General features: G+C 40.6%; 16 protein-coding genes and 1 pseudogene. 12 read left to right on the top strand and 5 right to left on the bottom strand.

What is annotated here, in order from left to right; all coding sequences use genetic code 11:
- The 11 genes and pseudogenes from HMPREF1505_RS07325 to HMPREF1505_RS07275 all read left to right on the top strand — a co-directional run.
- Nucleotides 1-1266, top strand: a pseudogene (locus HMPREF1505_RS07325) (hypothetical protein); the annotation flags it as partial.
- A gap of 805 nt (nt 1267-2071) precedes the next feature.
- Nucleotides 2072-2620: a DUF1599 domain-containing protein gene (locus HMPREF1505_RS07320; RefSeq protein ID WP_013264124.1), complete on the top strand. Its 549-nt coding sequence runs from the start codon at nt 2072-2074 to the stop codon at nt 2618-2620.
- The gene (locus HMPREF1505_RS07315) at nt 2613-4733 is read left to right on the top strand and encodes a BT_3928 family protein (protein ID WP_036924126.1); all 2121 of its coding nucleotides are present in this window, start codon (nt 2613-2615) and stop codon (nt 4731-4733) included. The genes HMPREF1505_RS07320 and HMPREF1505_RS07315 overlap by 8 nt, the downstream gene beginning before the upstream one ends.
- A gap of 98 nt (nt 4734-4831) precedes the next feature.
- Nucleotides 4832-5497, top strand: a complete 666-nt coding sequence (locus HMPREF1505_RS07310; protein WP_036924123.1) for an SPOR domain-containing protein — start codon at nt 4832-4834, stop codon at nt 5495-5497.
- 67 nt (nt 5498-5564) lie between these two features.
- The gene (gene folE, locus HMPREF1505_RS07305; RefSeq protein ID WP_004360491.1) at nt 5565-6158 is read left to right on the top strand and encodes a GTP cyclohydrolase I FolE; all 594 of its coding nucleotides are present in this window, start codon (nt 5565-5567) and stop codon (nt 6156-6158) included.
- A gap of 35 nt (nt 6159-6193) precedes the next feature.
- Nucleotides 6194-6811 (top strand): DUF4840 domain-containing protein, encoded by a 618-nt coding sequence (locus tag HMPREF1505_RS07300; RefSeq protein ID WP_036924121.1) that lies wholly within the window; start codon nt 6194-6196, stop codon nt 6809-6811.
- A gap of 76 nt (nt 6812-6887) precedes the next feature.
- Nucleotides 6888-7553 carry a DUF4840 domain-containing protein gene (locus HMPREF1505_RS07295; protein WP_036924118.1) on the top strand — a complete coding sequence of 222 codons (666 nt, stop codon included), beginning with the start codon at nt 6888-6890 and terminating at the stop codon, nt 7551-7553.
- Nucleotide 7554: 1 nt separating this feature from the next.
- Nucleotides 7555-8304 (top strand): exodeoxyribonuclease III, encoded by a 750-nt coding sequence (locus HMPREF1505_RS07290; RefSeq protein WP_013264970.1) that lies wholly within the window; start codon nt 7555-7557, stop codon nt 8302-8304.
- Between the two features lie 9 nt (nt 8305-8313).
- Entirely contained in the window at nt 8314-9066 is a 753-nt protein-coding gene (locus HMPREF1505_RS07285; protein WP_036924116.1) for an SGNH/GDSL hydrolase family protein, read from the top strand.
- 33 nt (nt 9067-9099) lie between these two features.
- Nucleotides 9100-10581, top strand: a complete 1482-nt coding sequence (locus tag HMPREF1505_RS07280; RefSeq protein WP_036924114.1) for an MBOAT family protein — start codon at nt 9100-9102, stop codon at nt 10579-10581.
- 1 nt (nt 10582) lies between these two features.
- The gene (locus HMPREF1505_RS07275; protein ID WP_036924111.1) at nt 10583-11068 is read left to right on the top strand and encodes a hypothetical protein; all 486 of its coding nucleotides are present in this window, start codon (nt 10583-10585) and stop codon (nt 11066-11068) included.
- 226 nt (nt 11069-11294) lie between these two features.
- Here the strand turns inward: HMPREF1505_RS07275 and HMPREF1505_RS07270 are convergent, their stop codons facing one another.
- From HMPREF1505_RS07270 to xpt, 5 genes are all read right to left on the bottom strand, one after another.
- The gene (locus tag HMPREF1505_RS07270; protein WP_036924108.1) at nt 11295-12404 is read right to left on the bottom strand and encodes an energy transducer TonB; all 1110 of its coding nucleotides are present in this window, start codon (nt 12402-12404) and stop codon (nt 11295-11297) included.
- Nucleotides 12401-12964: a DUF4251 domain-containing protein gene (locus HMPREF1505_RS07265; protein ID WP_036924105.1), complete on the bottom strand. Its 564-nt coding sequence runs from the start codon at nt 12962-12964 to the stop codon at nt 12401-12403. The genes HMPREF1505_RS07270 and HMPREF1505_RS07265 overlap by 4 nt, the downstream gene beginning before the upstream one ends.
- Before the next feature lie 130 nt (nt 12965-13094).
- Nucleotides 13095-13547: a hypothetical protein gene (locus tag HMPREF1505_RS07260; protein WP_036924103.1), complete on the bottom strand. Its 453-nt coding sequence runs from the start codon at nt 13545-13547 to the stop codon at nt 13095-13097.
- 198 nt (nt 13548-13745) lie between these two features.
- A complete protein-coding gene (locus HMPREF1505_RS07255) occupies nt 13746-15089 on the bottom strand; it encodes a nucleobase:cation symporter-2 family protein (protein ID WP_036924100.1) in 1344 nt (447 codons plus the stop codon).
- 213 nt (nt 15090-15302) lie between these two features.
- On the bottom strand, nt 15303-15875 hold the full coding sequence (gene xpt, locus HMPREF1505_RS07250; protein ID WP_036924097.1) for a xanthine phosphoribosyltransferase: 573 nt from the start codon (nt 15873-15875) through the stop codon (nt 15303-15305).
- A gap of 219 nt (nt 15876-16094) precedes the next feature.
- Here xpt and HMPREF1505_RS07245 point away from each other — a divergent pair, with 219 nt between their 5' ends.
- Nucleotides 16095-18170, top strand: coding sequence for a TonB-dependent siderophore receptor (locus tag HMPREF1505_RS07245; protein ID WP_036924095.1), 2076 nt, complete (start codon nt 16095-16097; stop codon nt 18168-18170).
- Nucleotides 18171-18256: the final 86 nt, after the last annotated feature.

The raw sequence follows: 18256 nt of genomic DNA, 5'->3' as shown, positions 1-18256 counted from the left end.
AAAGCTATCTTGAAGAAGGTTAAGCAAGAAATCAACATTCAGCGTGCCAAGGTTTACGACCTCGGTGAGATGACACTTGATGCATCTAAGGCTAAGGCTTTCATTCTCAAAAACCAGGGTCTGATTGAGGCTGTTGGTGCGAAAGTTTCAGGCTTAACAAGAACCACAGATGGTCACTTGGATATTTATGCTGCAGACAACTTAGAGAAGATTCTTTCTTTCAAGGGAATGTTGGAAATTAAAGGCAACCCAAAACTCACTTCAATTGATGAGTTACAATATTATCGTAATGTAAATGGACTAACTCTTCAAGATAACACGAACCTTGCAGGAGAACTCAATTTTAACAAATATCCACAGCTCACAGACCGTATAGAAATTGCTGGTAGTCCATTAGTAACAAAGATAGATGTGACTGGATTGGATAAAATCTCACAATTACAAGCACACGATTTGGTTGGATTAAAAGAAGTTGTAACAGGTGGTAACACTAAGCTCAACTTATTCGCATTATATGGCAATAAAGCACTTGAGTCTGTTGATGCAAGCAATATGCCTTCATTAACGAACTTACAGACATATTATAGTTCTAACATAAAGACTATCAACACCACTAATTCACCAAACGTAAGCGATTTTAATGGTATCTCTAATGGTAGTCTTCAAAACTTCATCGGATTATCAGAGCAGTCAAAACTACAGAGATTTTGGGCATCAGGTTCAAAGATTGAAAGCTATGACTTCAGCAAGATGACAAACCTACGGGATGTCAACCTTGCAAGTGCAGCAGTGAAAGAAATCAAAGGTCTTTCTGCTGCAGGTGCTAACTTGAAAGAACTTCAGCTATCAAATACCCATGTAGGTTCATTGGATGTATCAAACAATCCAAACCTCACCAAGCTTGACTTGTATAATGTAAGGGAGATGACAACAGTGGATGTAACGCATAATCCAAACTTAACATATTTGCGAACTACCTTCCTTCCTTTGACAACGCTTGACTTATCAAACAATACAAAGTTGGAATTCTTAGGTGTAGAACATTGTAAACTATCAACATTAGATATACGCCACATAACAGGCTTGAATGAGTTCTATGCAGGAAGCCAGAGCCCAAATGGCTTCTTAGCAAACATTACTGTCACAATGACTGCTGCCCAAAAGGCAAAATTAGAACAAGTAAAGCCGTTCTTAGAAAGTGCTAATGATGACAAAGCTAATATCGATAAAACGAATAGCTGGGTAAAGGTTGTTGTAGCACCATAAGGCAACACTTTTTACATATAAACTCACTGAGCGGGAACACACTTAACAGGCGTTCCCGCTCTTTCGTTTTATATCTTTCGAATGGTTTTAGACAAAGTATTACGAAGATAAAAAGACCTTTTATAATATTTCAAAAAACAGACAAGGCTCTGAAAAATCATTACATAATTTCAAACAAAACGTCTATAAATAAAGACAAAAACACAGATAAAAAGCGAGTCTGCAACCAACAGAAAATCAATTAGTTATAAAGTAGCGCAAGAAAAGGTGCTTAATTGGACTCCCAAAGGGCGTTAGTTAGAGCTCAAAAGGGCACCTTTTACAAGCCTATTAACCGTCTTTTAGAAGCCAAAAGACCACGTTTTGATTTTGAATTGTACGAAAATAGTTTACAAATATCAAACGAAAAGGAAATAAGTTGTTTACAGAAAATAGATATATATGGTATCAATTTGTATTTTACCCTGCAGTTTATCCTCCTTTGTGAAAGTAACAGATATAAGAAAGTAATGTCATGCAAGTGCATAACCCTTTATTCAATTCACAACCAATAATTTAACGGAAAGACCTTAAGGCATACGATTTCTCTCAAAAAGACTTAGGGTTAAGACTCTCAGAAAGCCTCGTAATCCGACCGAAAGACACGGATCTATCTTCAACACAAAGATTGACAAAGGATATTCAAGTCCTTGCTGCAATCGCTCACAATGATTTACGAACCAACCTTAAAGACAGGAATAGTTGTTAATTCATTCGTTTATTACAGCGAAATTACGTATTTTTGCAGTCAAATCAATATAAGACTATGGCAAGTCAACTGACAAAGACACAGCAGGAATTTCAAGACGTACTCGCAGAGTGCAGAAGTCTATTTGGAAAGAAGCTCCATGATTATGGTGCTTCATGGCGTATTTTGCGCCCTTCTTCCCTTACTGATCAGCTTTTTATTAAGGCGAAACGCATCCGTTCTTTGGAGATTACGGGTGAAAGTTTGGTGGGTGAAGGTATTCGTCCAGAATTCATTGCGCTGATAAACTACAGTATCGTAGGACTTATCCAGTTGGAAAAAGGCTTTGTCGACAGCGTTGACATGACACCTGATGAGGCATTAGCACTATACGATAGCTACGCAAAGGAGTCATACGAGTTGATGATAAAGAAGAATCACGACTATGGCGAGGCTTGGCGCGACATGCGTGTCAGCAGCTATACCGACCTTATCTTAACAAAGATTGAACGCATTAAGGAGATTGAAGACCTTGGTGGTGCTACGCTTGTCAGCGAGGGTATCGATGCCAATTATATGGATATAATGAACTACGCTGTTTTTGGAGCAATCAAACTACATGAATAAAATAAAGTCTATACTAGTAAACCTCAGCCGTATCCTACTTGCTTTGACATTCATCTTTTCGGGCTTTGTCAAAGCGATTGACCCTTTAGGTTCGCAATATAAGATTGCAGAATACTTAGAGGCGGTGCAGTTGTCGGCATATATTCCAGATTGGGCACAATTGATTTTATCTGTCGGACTATCAGCAATAGAGTTCACCTTGGGTGTGATGCTCTTGCTTGCTATTCGTCGCCGACTCGCCAGCAAGATATCTCTTATCATGATGGTAGTGATGACGCTTGTGACCCTTTGGCTTACTGTAAGCAATCCAATACAGGATTGTGGTTGCTTTGGTGATGCCATTCATCTCACGAATACGCAGACATTCATCAAGAATCTAATCCTCTTGACAGCAGCCATCATCCTTGCATGCTGGCCACTTTATCAAATACGCTTTGTATCAAAAACAAATCAGTGGATAGCTTTTTATTTCACGATTGTCTTTATTGTCACAGCCTCCACACTGAGTCTTTATCATCTGCCTATCTTTGATTTCCGTCCTTATTACATCGGACAGAATATCAAAAAGGGAATGGAAATACCCAAAGGGGCTAAGCTAACGACTTATAAAACGACCTTCATTTGTGAGAAGAATGGCGTAACAAAAGAATTCACAGAGAATGATTACCCTTACAATGATTCTACATGGGTATTCAAAGATACGCACCAAGAGATACTTGAAAAGGGTTACGAACCGCCTATTCATGACTTTTCAATTACAGACGAAAAGACGGGAGAAGACCTTACCGATAGTATTCTAACCAAGGATGGATATACTTTCCTACTCATTGCCCCTGTATTGGAGCGTGCTGACGACAGCAACTTTGGAGAGATTGATGCTATCTATGAATATGCAAAGGAGAATGGTTATGGCTTCTATGGATTGACCGCAAGTACAGATAAAGCTGTAAAACACTGGCGAGATATTACTGGAGCGGAATATCCATTCTATACAATGGATGGCACAACTCTAAAGACCATTATTCGAAGTAACCCTGGTTTGGTACTACTTTATAAAGGTACTATTATTAATAAGTGGAGTCATAATGACTTGCCAAAACAAGCAGAACTGAACGCACCATTGTCGCTTATAGAGGTAGGACGTGAACCAGAGAATGAGACATGGACAAAAATCGTATTGATTCTTATTTGTTATATCTTCCCACTGACACTCCTTATCGTAGCCGATCGTATTTGGTCATGGACACGATGGGTAAGAAAACGTGAGGAATGGTTGAGACAAAAGGAGCAATGGTTAATACAAAAAGAACAATCAAATAAATTATATCAACTTTTAAAACGTAAAAGACAAATGAGAAAGAAAATTGTAGCAGGTAACTGGAAGATGAACGAGACCCTGCAGGAAGGTGTTGCTTTGGCAAAGGAAATCAACGACTCATTGAAGGCAGAGAAGCCAAACTGTGATGTTGTTATCTGTACTCCATTCATTCACCTTGCAAGTGTTGCACAGGTATTGGATGCAGAGGGTGTTGCTCTCGGTGCTGAGAACTGCGCTGACAAGGAGAAGGGTGCTTACACTGGTGAGGTTTCTGCCGCTATGGTAAAGAGCACTGGTGCACAGTATGTAATCCTCGGTCACTCTGAGCGTCGCCAGTACTACGGTGAGACAGCAGAGATTTTGAAGGAGAAGGTACAGTTGGCATTGGCTAACGGTTTGAAGGTTATCTTCTGCTGCGGTGAGACTCTTGAGGAGCGTGAGGCTGAGAAGCAGAACGAGGTAGTAAAGGCTGAGCTCGAGGGTTCTGTATTCCACCTTTCTGCTGAGGAGTGGAAGAACATCGTTTTGGCTTACGAGCCAATCTGGGCTATCGGTACTGGTAAGACAGCTACATCTGATCAGGCTCAGGAGATGTTGGCTTACATCCGCTCTATCGTTGCTGAGAAGTATGGCAAAGAGGCTGCAGAGGACACAACAATCCTCTATGGTGGTAGCTGTAACGCAAGCAATGCTGCAGAGTTGTTCAGCAAGTCTGACATCGACGGTGGCTTGATTGGTGGTGCTTCATTGAAGGCTGCTGACTTCAAGGCTATCATCGACGCTTGGAAGAAGTAATTCAAAGAAAATCTAAGAGGCTGTATCAAATTGCTACTTGGTCAACAACCATTGGCATTTTTGATACAACCTCTATTTCAATTTTTATACACTAAAGAATGAAAAGACTCCTTACAATCATAGTTTTTATGCTGACTGCTGTTGTGGCTGTTAATGCCCAAGGGTCGGTGACGGTATCGCAGAGTGCCGAGATTGACGCATTGGTGAATGGCAAGAAAGCTTCAAAGAAAAATAATAAAGACCGACAGAAAGTAGAGAGTCAAAACGAGAGCGCACGTCCAGCTATCAAGACGCCGGACACGAGACAGCTAACTGTTCCAAAGTTAAACGAGCATAAGCCAGAAATAGCACGCCCAGACAATAGCACCTTACAACCTATCAGAACAAAGGTTGTCAAGCGTTTAGTCAGAAGACCGCACGTCCCTTCATGGGATGAGACTGAAGATACGCGGATTGTGACCAAACGTATCAAGAAAGGTACACAGAAAGTAAGAGGCTTCCGTGTACAAGTTTATAGCGGTGGTAATACTCGTATTGCTCACCAACAAGCAGACAAGGCTGGTCAGAAAGCGAAAGAACTCTTCCCTGATCAACCTGTTTATGTACATTTCTATCCACCACGTTGGATGTGTCTTGTTGGCAACTTTACCGACTACAATGCTGCAAAGAAGATAATGCGTACACTCCGTAAGGAGGGTTACCCACATGCCAACGTCATCCGCATGATGGTAACAATTAAGACAACTGAACCTGTAGATTTCTAAGGATTATTCCACCTTATTGTCATAAAGAGAACCCTAACAAATACAATTAATCAGAAAACAAAATAATATGACGCCAGAAATACCATTCCGTGAAGGATTAGACGAACTTGCATCACACTACAAGCAGGTGCTTACACTCTTAGGAGAAGACCCTGAAAGAGAAGGTTTGCAGAAAACACCGATGCGTGTTGCAAAGGCTATGCAGGTACTTACACGTGGTTATACACAAGACCCACATAAGGTGTTGACAGATGCTTTGTTTGAAGAGAAGTACAACCAGATGGTGATTGTGAAAGATATTGACTTCTTCTCCATGTGTGAACACCACATTCTTCCGTTCTATGGTAAGGCTCATGTTGCATATATACCAAACGGATATATAACAGGATTGAGCAAGATTGCACGTGTTGTGGATATCTTCTCACATCGTCTGCAGGTACAAGAACGCTTGACAGAGCAGGTAATGCAGTGCATCAATGACACACTGAAGCCACAAGGAGTAATGGTTGTCATCGAAGCAAAGCACATGTGTATGCAGATGCGTGGCGTAGAAAAGCAGAATTCTATCACCACAACAAGTGCTTATAGCGGTGTATTTGAATCAAGTAAGACCCGCAATGAGTTCATGGATTTGCTACGCGGAGAGACCAAGAGAATATAATTAAAACACTATTATAAACTTTTAAAACTCAAAAAATGAAAAGAACAATGAATACCACTGTAGTTGTAGTCTGCGCACTTGTAATAGCATTGTTTACTACAAGTTGCTCAAAAGACAACGACATTCCAGATGCTGAGAAAAATGCTATACAGGCGCTCAACAACATTGTTGGAAACTATAAAGGTAACTTAGCTGCTACTTATGGGACAACAACAACAATCTGGCCGGGAATCAATTGGACTGTAGATAAGAACTCTACCATTACAGTCAATAACTTCCCATACCAATTGTTGGCAAATGGAGTGTCAAAGAAGTCTGCATCTTCGCTATATACTACTCTCATTAACGAGAAACAAAGATTGCTGAAATTGTATATTACGACGATACAACCACAAGAAAATAAGGTGTTTTTCAACTTATCATCTAACTTCAAGTTTGATATTACAACAGCTAACGAAACTTATGAATTAACAGGTGCCGTTTCCTTTAACAATAAGCAGTTCAACAGTAGTTATACAATGAACAACTCTGAAATGCAAATGCAATTCACTATATACAAACTGGTGAAAATTAACAAGGCACATGCAACTGCAATTATACAAGAGGATTTTGATACACCTGTTAGCTTCTATCTGGAAGGATATAAGATGTAAATGAAAATTTATTTCATGGGATATAAGACGAGTAGTCTACCTTTACTATAAGATAAAAACATTAAAACAAAAGTATATGAAAAAGATTATGACACTTGCAGCTATGGCACTATGCACCCTCACTTTATGCCTCACAAGCTGCTCAAAAGACGACAACAATGAAAATATAGGGGGTAAGGAAAAAGAACTAACAAAAGAACAATTCCTTGAAGCACAGAGAAAGGTTTTAAACAGTATTCCTGGTGATTACAAAGGTTTTATCAGTGTTGATGCAAAAAATCAGGGACTTGGTGGTTATATAAATTGGACTGTCGATAAGAATGGCATAGTAGTTTGCAAGAACTTTCCTTATGAAGCTCTTGCGTTTGGAATATCTACTGATGACAACAGCAGCGAAGCCGCTCACCTTCGTGCAGCTTTAAAAAGAGCTCAAGATGGTCCTCTTCAATTCCGTCTCATTGGAGATCAAGAGTCCAAGAATCCTGCAGATTTAGTTGCATCACCATACATTACAACAAAAATAAAGACCTCTCAAGGTACTTACAGCGTGGTAGGACGACTAAAGGATAATAAGCTCAAGGCACACTACGACTCAAAAACATCCAAACTTACAATGACTTTCGTCATCTATAAACTGGAAAGAATCGTAAAAATATTGGGAGTTCACTCTCAATATAAAGAAGAAAAGAAATTCACCATACCTGTTGAATTTGAAATAAGTACATTAGAAAAGAAGAAATAGAATGAAGTTTATTTCATGGAATGTAAACGGGCTTCGCGCCTGTGTAGGAAAAGAGTTTGAACAGCAATTCAAGGACTTGGATGCTGATTTCTTCTGCCTACAAGAGACAAAGATGCAAGCAGGACAGCTCGATCTCAGTTTTCCTGGTTATGAATCTTATTGGAATTACGCTGACAAGAAGGGCTATTCTGGTACGGCAATATACACAAAGCATAAGCCATTGAGCGTGACTTATGGTATTGATATTGATGAGCATGACCATGAGGGACGCGTGATTACACTCGAGATGGAAGACTTCTACCTCGTAACTGTTTATACACCGAACTCACAGGATGGGCTGCGTCGATTGGAGTATCGTATGAAGTGGGAAGATGACTTCCAAGCCTATCTCCACAAACTCGATGAGAAAAAGCCTGTTATCGTATGTGGTGACATGAATGTTGCCCATCAGGAGATAGACCTTAAGAACCCAAAGACAAACCACAAGAATGCTGGCTTTACTGATGAAGAGCGTGAGAAGATGACCCAATTACTAAGTAATGGCTTCATCGACACCTTCCGTACCCTTTATCCAGAGCAGGTTACTTATTCTTGGTGGTCATATCGTTTCCGTGCAAGAGAGAAGAATACGGGGTGGCGTATCGATTATTTCCTCATCTCAGAACGTCTCAAAGACCGCCTCGAAGATGCTAAGATTCATACAGAGATTATGGGAAGCGACCACTGTCCTGTGGAAATTATCTTGAAATAAGACAATCATATGCACGCCCAGATAAAGACACTACTCTTGATGGCTGCTGTCATGGCAGCCATTATTGTCTATGCTGTTATCCCAACCGAGATAACAATGGGCAGCTATACTATCCGCAAGATAACGCTTGTCAACCTAAGCCGACCGCTTATTGAGAAAACAAAACAAACAAAGCATACCGCTAAAAAGGTACATCGCAACCAAACAATCCTTTTCATTGGAGACTCAATGGTGGAAGGTCTTTCACGTAGGTTGGGTGATTATGCAGGCGAAAACGGACACAAACTATATACCGTTATCTGGTATAGTTCTTCTACTGAGCGTTGGGGAACCACCCAAACCTTAGAACACTTCATTGCTGAATATAAGCCAACATACATACTCATCTGCCTTGGTAGTAATGAACTCTTTATCAACGACCTTGCCAATCGTACGCAATATGTACAACAATTAGTAAAGAAAATAGGTAATATTCCTTTCGTATGGATAAGTCCTTCTAATTGGAATGGCGATACTGGCATCAATGATGTCATAAAGGAGAATGTCGGAAAAGGACATTTCTTTGACAGTCGTAACCTAAAACTCAAAAGAGGTAGCGACCATTATCATCCTACATGGGCAGCAGCTGCCTACTGGATGGATACCGCGGCTAAGTTTATAAGGAGTAAAGAGTGTGCTAATCCGCTACAACTCAACAATCCAAAAGCCCATCACAAGGCAACAAATACAAAGCTTTTGCAACCTTCCTTTGAAGGCTATTAAATAGGAAACAAGCAGCAAATAAACGATTAATAGATGACAAATATAACACAGCTGATGACTGCCTTCTTTGACTTCTTGTCTTCACAAGACAAGAACTGGTCGCTGTGTACATTTCCATTTATGGCTTCGTTCCTTGTTTTCTTTGCCATATACATAGGATTAAACCGCTATCGCCAAACATGGACAAAGGCATACGTCATAGCTTTTAGTCTTTTCTTTGCTTTCAAAGCGAATGGAGTTTTGATGTGGCTATTGCCCATTATTACGATTAGTTCATGGTATCTCACTCGCTTTATGATGCGCTTAAAGCGTGGAAAAGTACGTAAAATTGGACTTGCCATTGTCATCCTAACAGAGTTGTTACCCCTACTCTACTACAAATACTCAAACTTTACACTTGAGATATTCCACGAACTCTTGCGTAGCAACTTCTCACCAGAGAAGATGTTGCTACCTGTCGGTATCTCATTCTTCACCTTTCAAGCTATCAGTTACACCGTTGACATCTATAAGGGACGCTATCCTAAGACAGCAGAACTGATTGACTACGCTTTCTACCTTACCTTTTTCCCACTCCTTATCGCTGGTCCCATCACCCGCGCTGAAGTATTGATCCCACAGGTTCAGACACCGAAAGACAATGTCAACGAGAATCTTGTTTATAAAGGTTTATGGCTGATCATCTGCGGACTGATAAAGAAAGCCCTCATTGCCGACTATATCGCACAATACAATAACATTGTTTTTGATGCGCCAACAAGCCAAAGTGGCTTTGGTAATTTGATGGGCGTATTGGGCTTTTCAGTTCAAATCTATTTCGATTTCTCGGGCTACAGCGACCTTGCTATTGGTGTTGCTGCCCTAATGGGATACGAACTAAAAAACAATTTCAGATTCCCTTATCAGAGTCTGAACCTCACAGAGTTCTGGCATCGTTGGCACATTGCTCTCTCCACATGGTTCCGTGACTATCTTTACATCCCATTGGGAGGAAACAGAAAAGGTGAACTTCGCACCTATCTCAATAGCTTCTTAGCAATGATAGTGGCAGGTCTTTGGCATGGTGCATCATGGATGTTCATTGTATGGGGTGTTCTTCATGGTATCGGACTGGTCATTCATAAGTTTTGCCGAAACAATGGATTGGATAAGATACCAGACAATAAATACACAAAAGGTATCAGCTGGTTTATTACGTTTAGCTATGTTTCCCTTGCATGGATATTCTTCCGTGCAGCGGATATGACAACTGCTACAACGTTAATAGACAATATCCTGCATACTATCAGCCTCGCAGATGCCTACACCTTCCTAATGGAATACCCACTATGGTTGGCTGTTGTTCTCATAAGTTTAGAACTTCATAGTATTCGAGAGACTGACTATAACTGGCTGCAAAATAAGTTTATCAATTCTTCATGGCTTGTTAAGCTATGTATCTTTGCTGTTGTTATGCAGTTAGTTATTAATCTTAGTCATCATAGTATCCAACCTTTTATCTACACACAATTCTAAGATGGTTATCAAATACAAATATAGTGGCTCATTACTCTTAGACGCGTTATTCTCACCCATCCCCATCTTCTTATTTATATGGTTTTTCTTTGGGCACAAAGTTGTAGACGCTGCCCATCCTTTCATGCTCATTTTCGCACTCTCAATCATACCTCATATTGTTTTGTTTTGCCTTTTCAAACTTTTTGTTGCCTGCCAAAAACTATGGGAAAAAGACTATCTATCCATCAAAGGTGACCATATTTGCTTCTACGATTGTCTACGTTGCAAATATACGGAAGTAACTGCTGATGAAATAGAAGGGATAAACGACTACCATTATTACTTCGTTCCTTTCATCGTTCAGATAATTTATACAACAAAGGGAAGAATCTTCACCCTTCCAGCACTTACTAACGAAGGGCAAGAAAGGGTTACAGAAATAATTTACGACTTCCTATATCAGGCTGAAAAAGAGAAGGACGAAAAGCATACAACCATACCCTAAAAGAAGATAAGTACAACCTATCAACTTTCAGTCTCCTCCCTTTGGTGAAACAAAACAAATGCTTTCGTGTTTCATTAACCTTTGAAACAAGCAATGAACAAGCATTAATCGACTCTGAACCAACTCTTTATCGACAATCACATTTACATCTGTTTGCTTGGTGCGAAGCCTCCGCACCATTGGTGCTTACCATCCGCACCACACGTGCTAAGGCTCCGCACGACTCTTATTGGAAGTGTAAAATGAGGGGAAGGTTATATCTAAAAGCTACAGGTTTACCGTTATGCATTGCAGGTTTCCAACCTCTTAATAATTGAAGTGCTGCAGCAACACTGCGGTTCAACTCAATATTATTTACCGTTAGAAAGACTATATCTTTCAAAGAACCATCCGTATCAACAATAAAAGAGGCGTAAATTCTCCCCACAGGAGTTGTTGCTGGGTTAAGTCCTGTATCGGAAAAATTCTGCCCAAAAGCCGCAACTAAATTTCCATCAAACTGTGGCAATATTTCTGGGAAGACAGAATCAGGTGATAAGGAGACATATACAGCCTCATTAGGAAGTTTCTTAGTGCCTGCATAAGATAATGACTGTTTCTGCCACTTCTTAAAACTCTTAGAGAAAAGGACATCTACCATGTCATTACTTACTTCTGAATAAACTCCTCCACCGTTATCAACACCAAGGTCGAAGCGTATATTCTGTCCTATCAGTGCAAACTGATTGGGCAGAAGGTCCCAATTTATAGAGTCCTCAGTATGCGTATTTGCCGTATAATCTAACAGTTCATAAAACTGATAGCGAACGTTAGGATCCTGCCACATGCGTGTCTGATTAAACACATCATTCTGCGTTAAGACCTTCTTATTGATAAGATCAAAGGTAAAATAAGAATGCTTTGCCGTAATGACACTTGTTGCATTACGCTCCTCCAAGCGGGCAAGAAAAGAAATGTATCTTCCCGGCTCCAACCAAAGACATCGTAACCCCATATCATAAAAACGCCTTTCAGCATCCGCATCATCCTTTATAGTTCGAACTTCTTTACCTAACGAAGACTCAAACTGCTTCCAACCAGTATCATAACTTTCAGAAGGCTGGTTAAAGAAAAAGCTTGTAAGATAATGCTGTAGTTCTGGTAAGAGAGAGCCATCCAAGCCTTTTGGCCATTCAAAATCCTTTGAAATAATCGTCAACGTATCACCCTTCTCATATAGATGACGAGACGACTCATAAAGCATAGCATCCTTAGACGCAATTGTTCCTGCCGACTGTCCGAATGCCATAAGACTTACAAACAGTAACAGGAACAAAGTATTAAGTCGGTTAATCATAATTTCATGAATGTTGTCTGGTGTCTCTTACTTGCTTTTTGACCCTTTGGTGTAAAAACATCATTAAGCTCCATCACACCAGAAAAGCTAATCGTCTCCTTTTCACTGGGATTAATTACCAATGACACAGTAGCATTATCGAAGACTTCAAGTACAATCTGATAGCTCTCGAAATCATTACGAGTGGTCATGAAGATACGACGTCCGCCCTTCATCGGTTCTTCCCTATAACTCGTTAGAGGTTCTACAAGGCTCAAACCGCCACCACGTCCGTAAGGAATATAGTAAGCTCTACCGAAATAAGGGAGGAAAAGTCCTACCGAATCACCACTCACCTCGAGTCCCCAGTCGTCTTGTAAATAGACAGCAGGACCACGCATAGGGTACATACGATCCACAAAGACGCGATAGCGATGCTCTGCTAAGTGAGCCTTCACAGCAGTAGCACGCAACTGACTCATCTTCTCCTTTGACACAGGATTACCCTCTGAATCATAATAAGTTGTAGCACAACCCACCATTAGGACAGCTACAAAAAGAAATAAAACTAAACGTTTCATTGCATACCTCTCTTTCTTTTAAGTCGTTATAGTATTTTTTCTTTCTACTTTACAAGCTTTAGAACAACGTTTACACAAAGTTGTGAAGATTATAATAGTCTACTGTTCAGTCTAAAGAACAGTTCTTATACTATTCAATCTTTTCAATCTTTGGAGCCTCCATCTTCTCAATAGAAGGTGCTGCCTGCTTAGCAGGAAGTTCTGAAGATGGGGTTATGTCTGGAGCAGGTGCAGCGATAGGAGCATCGTATTGGTTAGACTGCACCTTATCAGAAGCCTCCTTCCCCTTATCATCTTTACCAGCCTTAGCCTTATCAGCCTCAGCAGCTTTCTCCTCATCAGTCATCATATCCTCTTTTGATGGCTTCATATTAGGCCAAAGATAATCGCCTACTATGTCTATTGTGTCTGCATCTGCATTGCGTTTCTGCACCTCTTCCTCCTCCTGTTCAGTCATTGGAGCATCATCTGAAGCCACAATGAGATTATAAATTAAGCCCAAGAATACGAGGACAGCCAGTCCACAAAGAACTTTAAAGGTCAGCGACTTTGTAAATTTACGCTGCTTATTCTGATTTGACATAGTCTTGTTATTATTCTGTTTTGTTAAGAATCAATTTATACTTCACGGAGAAACGCAATCGGTACATTCTCCTTCTATGTTTTGCAAAGATAAACATTTAAAAGGAGAATGTACCGAAAGGATAGTAAAAAACTGCTTTTTTCTTACAGAAAACACTTAAATCATTATTGATTCTTTGGTTTTCTATATTGCTTAAGTTTACTCCTTGATGCGGATAAAGGCATTGGCAAGGATAGCAGTAAGGCCACCTGTAGTGATACCACTTGAGAAAATGTTCTTGATGATATCAGGCATCTTGTCAAGAATACCAGGTACCAACTCTACGCTCAGACCCATTGCAAAACTGATAGCCATGACCAACACTGCCTTACGAGTAATCTCAGTAGAAGCGATAATACGAATACCTGCAGCGGCAACAGTACCAAACATCAACAAGGTTGCACCGCCCAAAACAGGGTCAGGAATAAGTGAGAACACCTTACCTACTACTGGGAACAATCCTAAAAGAACCAAAGCACCAGCAATGAAATAACCAACATAACGGCTGGCAACACCCGTAAGCTGTATCATACCATTGTTTTGGGCAAAGATAGAGTTAGGAAAACTATTGAAGACAGCAGCCAAGCAAGAGTTAAAACCATCTGCAAGAACACCACCCTGCGCTCTTTTTAAGAAGACAGGACCTTCAACAGGCTCACCAGAGATGAGCGAATTGGCTGTAATATCACCAAAAGCCTCTACAGCTGTTACGAGATAAATAAGTCCGATACCAATGATTGTACCTAAATCAAAGTTCAATCCATATTTGAAAGGAACTGGAATATTAAGGCTACCACTACCTTTGAGGCTTGAAAAGTCAATCATATTGAGTGCATAAGCAACTACACAGCCTATCAATAGTCCCAATACAATGGATCCCATACGTAGGAAACGGTTGTTTGATCGGTTGAAGAAAATAATGCTAACCAATACGAGTAACGCAAGTCCAAGATTCTGCATAGACCCAAATGTACCAGCATCAACAGCCGACTGACCACCACCACAAGAGTTGATACCTGCCTTAATAAGACACATACCAATGAGGGAAACAACGATACCTGACACCAATGGAGTGATAATCTTACGTGTGTAAGGCAAGAGACGGCTCACAACCATCTCTACAACAGAGGCAACAAGACAAGCACCAAAGATGTAACTGAGTCCCATTTCTACGTTCATCTTGCCGTTAATCATACCCAACATACCTGCTCCGATGATTGGACTGATGAAAGAGAAAGACGTTCCTTGAATACAAAGAAGACCTGCTCCTATCGGACCGAACCTACGGCACTGAATAAAGGTAGCCAATCCAGACACGAAGAGAGACATTGACACGAGGAAACCTGTGGTATCCAAGTCAAATTTCAATGCTGAACTGATAATGAGTGGTGGTGTGATAATGGCTACGAAGATTGCCAACAGATGCTGCAAAGCAGCAAAAATAGTTTCACGAATTGGTGGACGATCATTCAGACCATAGATAAGTTCCTTAGACTTTTCCATTCTTTTTGTTATTTAAAACGATATAATAAAGGTAAGATGTTATTCTTTACTGAAATAAAAGGGTAGCTTTGGTGGTTCCAAAGTACAGCTTCATCTTTCTTAAAAGTTAGTTCTACGCCTCTTAAAGAGTAATCTCAATGCTTCAAAGAAGCGTTTGTGTTAAAGATGATTACCATATAAAACAAGAAAGGTGGGCACACAAGCCCACCTCGTTTATGTTTCTCTCATTTTAATCTCACAGTTTTCAAGCGACTCGATGATAGCCAAACTCTCACAACGAACACCTGCTGCTTCAATCGCATCACGACCATGTTGGAATGCTTTCTCTATGATAAAGCCCATACCAACTAACTCTGCACCTGCCTTTTTACAAAGATCTATGATTCCTTTCGCCGCATTACCATAAGCCAAGAAGTCGTCAACAAACAGCACCTTGTCGCCTTTACCGAGATACTCTTTGGATATCACGACGTTATACTCTCTTTGCTTGGTAAACGAGAAGACGCTTGTTGAAAGCATATCGCCCATTGTTGAAGGCTTTTTCTTCTTCGCAAAGACCACAGGAAGGTCGAGCAAAAAGCCCATCATAATGGCAGGAGCAATGCCACTCGCTTCAATTGTGATAATCTTGTTGATTTCTGTTGATGCATAACGGCGGATAAACTCCACACAAATCTGCTTCATCAGATTAGGATCCATCTGGTGATTAATAAACTTGTCTACCTTCAAGATTCCGTCTGGGAAGCACTTTCCATCCTTTAAGATACGGTCACGTAATGCTTTCATTGTGCAATTAATCGTTTGTCTGTTTCGAGAATTAATTGCCTACAAAAGTAGTAAAAATCTCAAATATAACGTACATAAACGAAGGTTTTTCTACACCTTACCCACATAAAAGTCGATAATCATCGATTAATCCACGCTGTTACAAAAACTTTTATTACTTTTGCACCCGTTTGTCGGTTGGGGAAAGCTCCACCTTCCGACGTTTTCTTTAATTATATTATGTACAAACCAACATTTCAAAAGCGCAGCGTTCTGAAGTTTAAACACTTCTCCAACCATGGCTATTCGCTCTTTTCAGTTCTTGGGAAAGAGGTTCTGATTGGTGTACTGAGCGTCGCTACCTTGCAAAATGCTACTGCCAAGGGCATTAGTATTGAAACAGAGAAGGCAGAGACGGACTCAACTATCACCAACAGAGGCATCATGATGGAGGAAGTGAACGTCACTGGAACGCGAGCACCGCTGACAGTTAGTCAGCAAGCGAGAATGGTAACTGTACTGAGTCGTGAGGATATTCAGGCGGCTCCAGTACAAAGTGTAAACGATTTGCTAAAGTATGCCGTCGGTGTTGACGTCCGCCAAAAAGGACCTTTAGGTGCCTTGACCGACGTAAGTATTCGTGGTGGCAACTCAGAACAAATCACAGTCCTCCTTAATGGTATCAATATCTGTGATGCACAGACTGGACACAACTCCTTTGACTTCCCTGTTGACATCAGTGAAATCGAACGGATAGAAGTCCTTGAGGGTCCAGCAGCACGCGTTTATGGTACATCTTCGTTATTAGGTGCTATAAACATCGTAACCAGAACTCCACAAAAGACAAGTCTTTCTGCCCATATTGAAGGTGGTTCCTACGGCTATCTCAGTGCTGGCATACGTGGAAACATTGCTTCAAAAGACCGTTGGAACAATCAGCTATCAGCTTCTTACACTCGCAGTGATGGCTATCTTCGCAACAAGGCAGGCAGCCTCAACGCTGATTACCGCACTGCAAAAGTTTTTTATCAAGGTAATTATACGGATGAAGACATGATGGTTCGCTGGCATACAGGTATGAGTGTGAAAGACTTTGGATCAAATACTTTTTATTCAGCAAAGTACGATGATCAGTTTGAACACACTTTCAAGACCTTCACAGCCATTCAAGCTGAGAACATAAGAGGCCGTTTCCACATTCGCCCTTCTATCTATTGGAACCGTAATATGGACCGCTTTGAACTCTTCCGTGGCGCATCCAATAAGTATCCTTTCAACTATCACCGCACTGATATCTATGGTGTAAACCTCAATGCTTACTTTGATTGGAACCTTGGACGCACAGCCTTTGCTGCAGAGTTACGCAATGAAGACCTCGTCAGTGGTAACCTCGGCGAACCACTCTCTCGTCCAAAGCATATCCACGGGACTGACAGAGACTACACCGTAGGACTAAATCGCACAAATATTCAGTTTGTTCTTGAGCATAATATCATCCTTGACCGCTTCACGCTGTCGGCTGGTTTGACAGCTGTCAAGAACAGTCAAGCAGACATGCCAATGCATGTTTACCCCGGAGTTGATGCAAGTTATCGTATTGGAAACGCTTGGAAACTATATGCTTCTTATAATTCGTCCCTCCGTATGCCGTCTGTTACAGAGTTATTCTACTCAGTTGGTGGTCATAAGGCAGACAAACATCTTCGCCCAGAAGAACTTTCAGCATTCGAAACGGGTGTGAAATATGACAATAAGGGCGTCACTGCCAAGGCAAGCGTTTACTGGAATAATCATAAGAACCTTATCGACTGGATTAGTGATGGTACATTAGATGCTAACGGAGCTGTGCTATGGAAGAGTGTAAACTTCGGAAAAATAAAGCACTTTGGAACAGAGGCTTCACTCGATTTCGATCTCTATCAGCTTCTTCCTTCACAAAGATTCTTTAAGAAGTTTGGTGTGGCTTATAGCTATATCCACCAAAAGAAGGTTGATAATCAAGGCTATGTAAGTAAGTATGCATTGGAATATTTGAAGAACAAGTTTGTCAGCAATCTCCAGTTGAACCTCTGGCGCAATCTTGATCTTGGTTTCTACTATCGCTTCCAACATCGAATGGGAAACTATATCGACACAAACAACCAGCTACAAAGGTATAAGAGCTATGGAGTTGTGGACAGTCGAATGAGTTGGAAAGCCTCAACATGGACCGCATACGTCGAAGCCAACAATCTATTTGGGGCCCATTACGTTGACTATGGGAATGTTCCACAGCCAGGCGCATGGGTCGTTACAGGTATAAGTTTCAACCTTTAACGAATTACTTTCATGAAAATAAATATTTTTCTTCACGACAAGAAATATTTTTTTTCATGAAGAAAAATATTTATCATCACGAAGAA

Origin of the sequence: Prevotella sp. ICM33 (assembly GCF_000517825.1) — a bacterium.
Classification (GTDB): Bacteria; Bacteroidota; Bacteroidia; order Bacteroidales; family Bacteroidaceae; genus Prevotella; species Prevotella melaninogenica.
This window is presented reverse-complemented; position numbering and strand designations above follow the sequence as displayed.

Excerpts from the sequence above, each read along its gene's own strand:
- HMPREF1505_RS07320 (WP_013264124.1), top strand. The coding sequence starts at position 2,072 with ATGGCAAGTCAACTGACAAAGACACAGCAGGAATTTCAAGACGTACTC.
- HMPREF1505_RS07315 (WP_036924126.1), top strand. The coding sequence starts at position 2,613 with ATGAATAAAATAAAGTCTATACTAGTAAACCTCAGCCGTATCCTACTT.
- HMPREF1505_RS07310 (WP_036924123.1), top strand. The coding sequence starts at position 4,832 with ATGAAAAGACTCCTTACAATCATAGTTTTTATGCTGACTGCTGTTGTG.
- folE (WP_004360491.1), top strand. The coding sequence starts at position 5,565 with ATGACGCCAGAAATACCATTCCGTGAAGGATTAGACGAACTTGCATCA.
- HMPREF1505_RS07300 (WP_036924121.1), top strand. The coding sequence starts at position 6,194 with ATGAAAAGAACAATGAATACCACTGTAGTTGTAGTCTGCGCACTTGTA.
- HMPREF1505_RS07295 (WP_036924118.1), top strand. The coding sequence starts at position 6,888 with ATGAAAAAGATTATGACACTTGCAGCTATGGCACTATGCACCCTCACT.
- HMPREF1505_RS07290 (WP_013264970.1), top strand. The coding sequence starts at position 7,555 with ATGAAGTTTATTTCATGGAATGTAAACGGGCTTCGCGCCTGTGTAGGA.
- HMPREF1505_RS07285 (WP_036924116.1), top strand. The coding sequence starts at position 8,314 with ATGCACGCCCAGATAAAGACACTACTCTTGATGGCTGCTGTCATGGCA.
- HMPREF1505_RS07280 (WP_036924114.1), top strand. The coding sequence starts at position 9,100 with ATGACAAATATAACACAGCTGATGACTGCCTTCTTTGACTTCTTGTCT.
- HMPREF1505_RS07275 (WP_036924111.1), top strand. The coding sequence starts at position 10,583 with ATGGTTATCAAATACAAATATAGTGGCTCATTACTCTTAGACGCGTTA.
- HMPREF1505_RS07270 (WP_036924108.1), bottom strand. The coding sequence starts at position 12,404 with ATGATTAACCGACTTAATACTTTGTTCCTGTTACTGTTTGTAAGTCTT.
- HMPREF1505_RS07265 (WP_036924105.1), bottom strand. The coding sequence starts at position 12,964 with ATGAAACGTTTAGTTTTATTTCTTTTTGTAGCTGTCCTAATGGTGGGT.
- HMPREF1505_RS07260 (WP_036924103.1), bottom strand. The coding sequence starts at position 13,547 with ATGTCAAATCAGAATAAGCAGCGTAAATTTACAAAGTCGCTGACCTTT.
- HMPREF1505_RS07255 (WP_036924100.1), bottom strand. The coding sequence starts at position 15,089 with ATGGAAAAGTCTAAGGAACTTATCTATGGTCTGAATGATCGTCCACCA.
- xpt (WP_036924097.1), bottom strand. The coding sequence starts at position 15,875 with ATGAAAGCATTACGTGACCGTATCTTAAAGGATGGAAAGTGCTTCCCA.
- HMPREF1505_RS07245 (WP_036924095.1), top strand. The coding sequence starts at position 16,095 with ATGTACAAACCAACATTTCAAAAGCGCAGCGTTCTGAAGTTTAAACAC.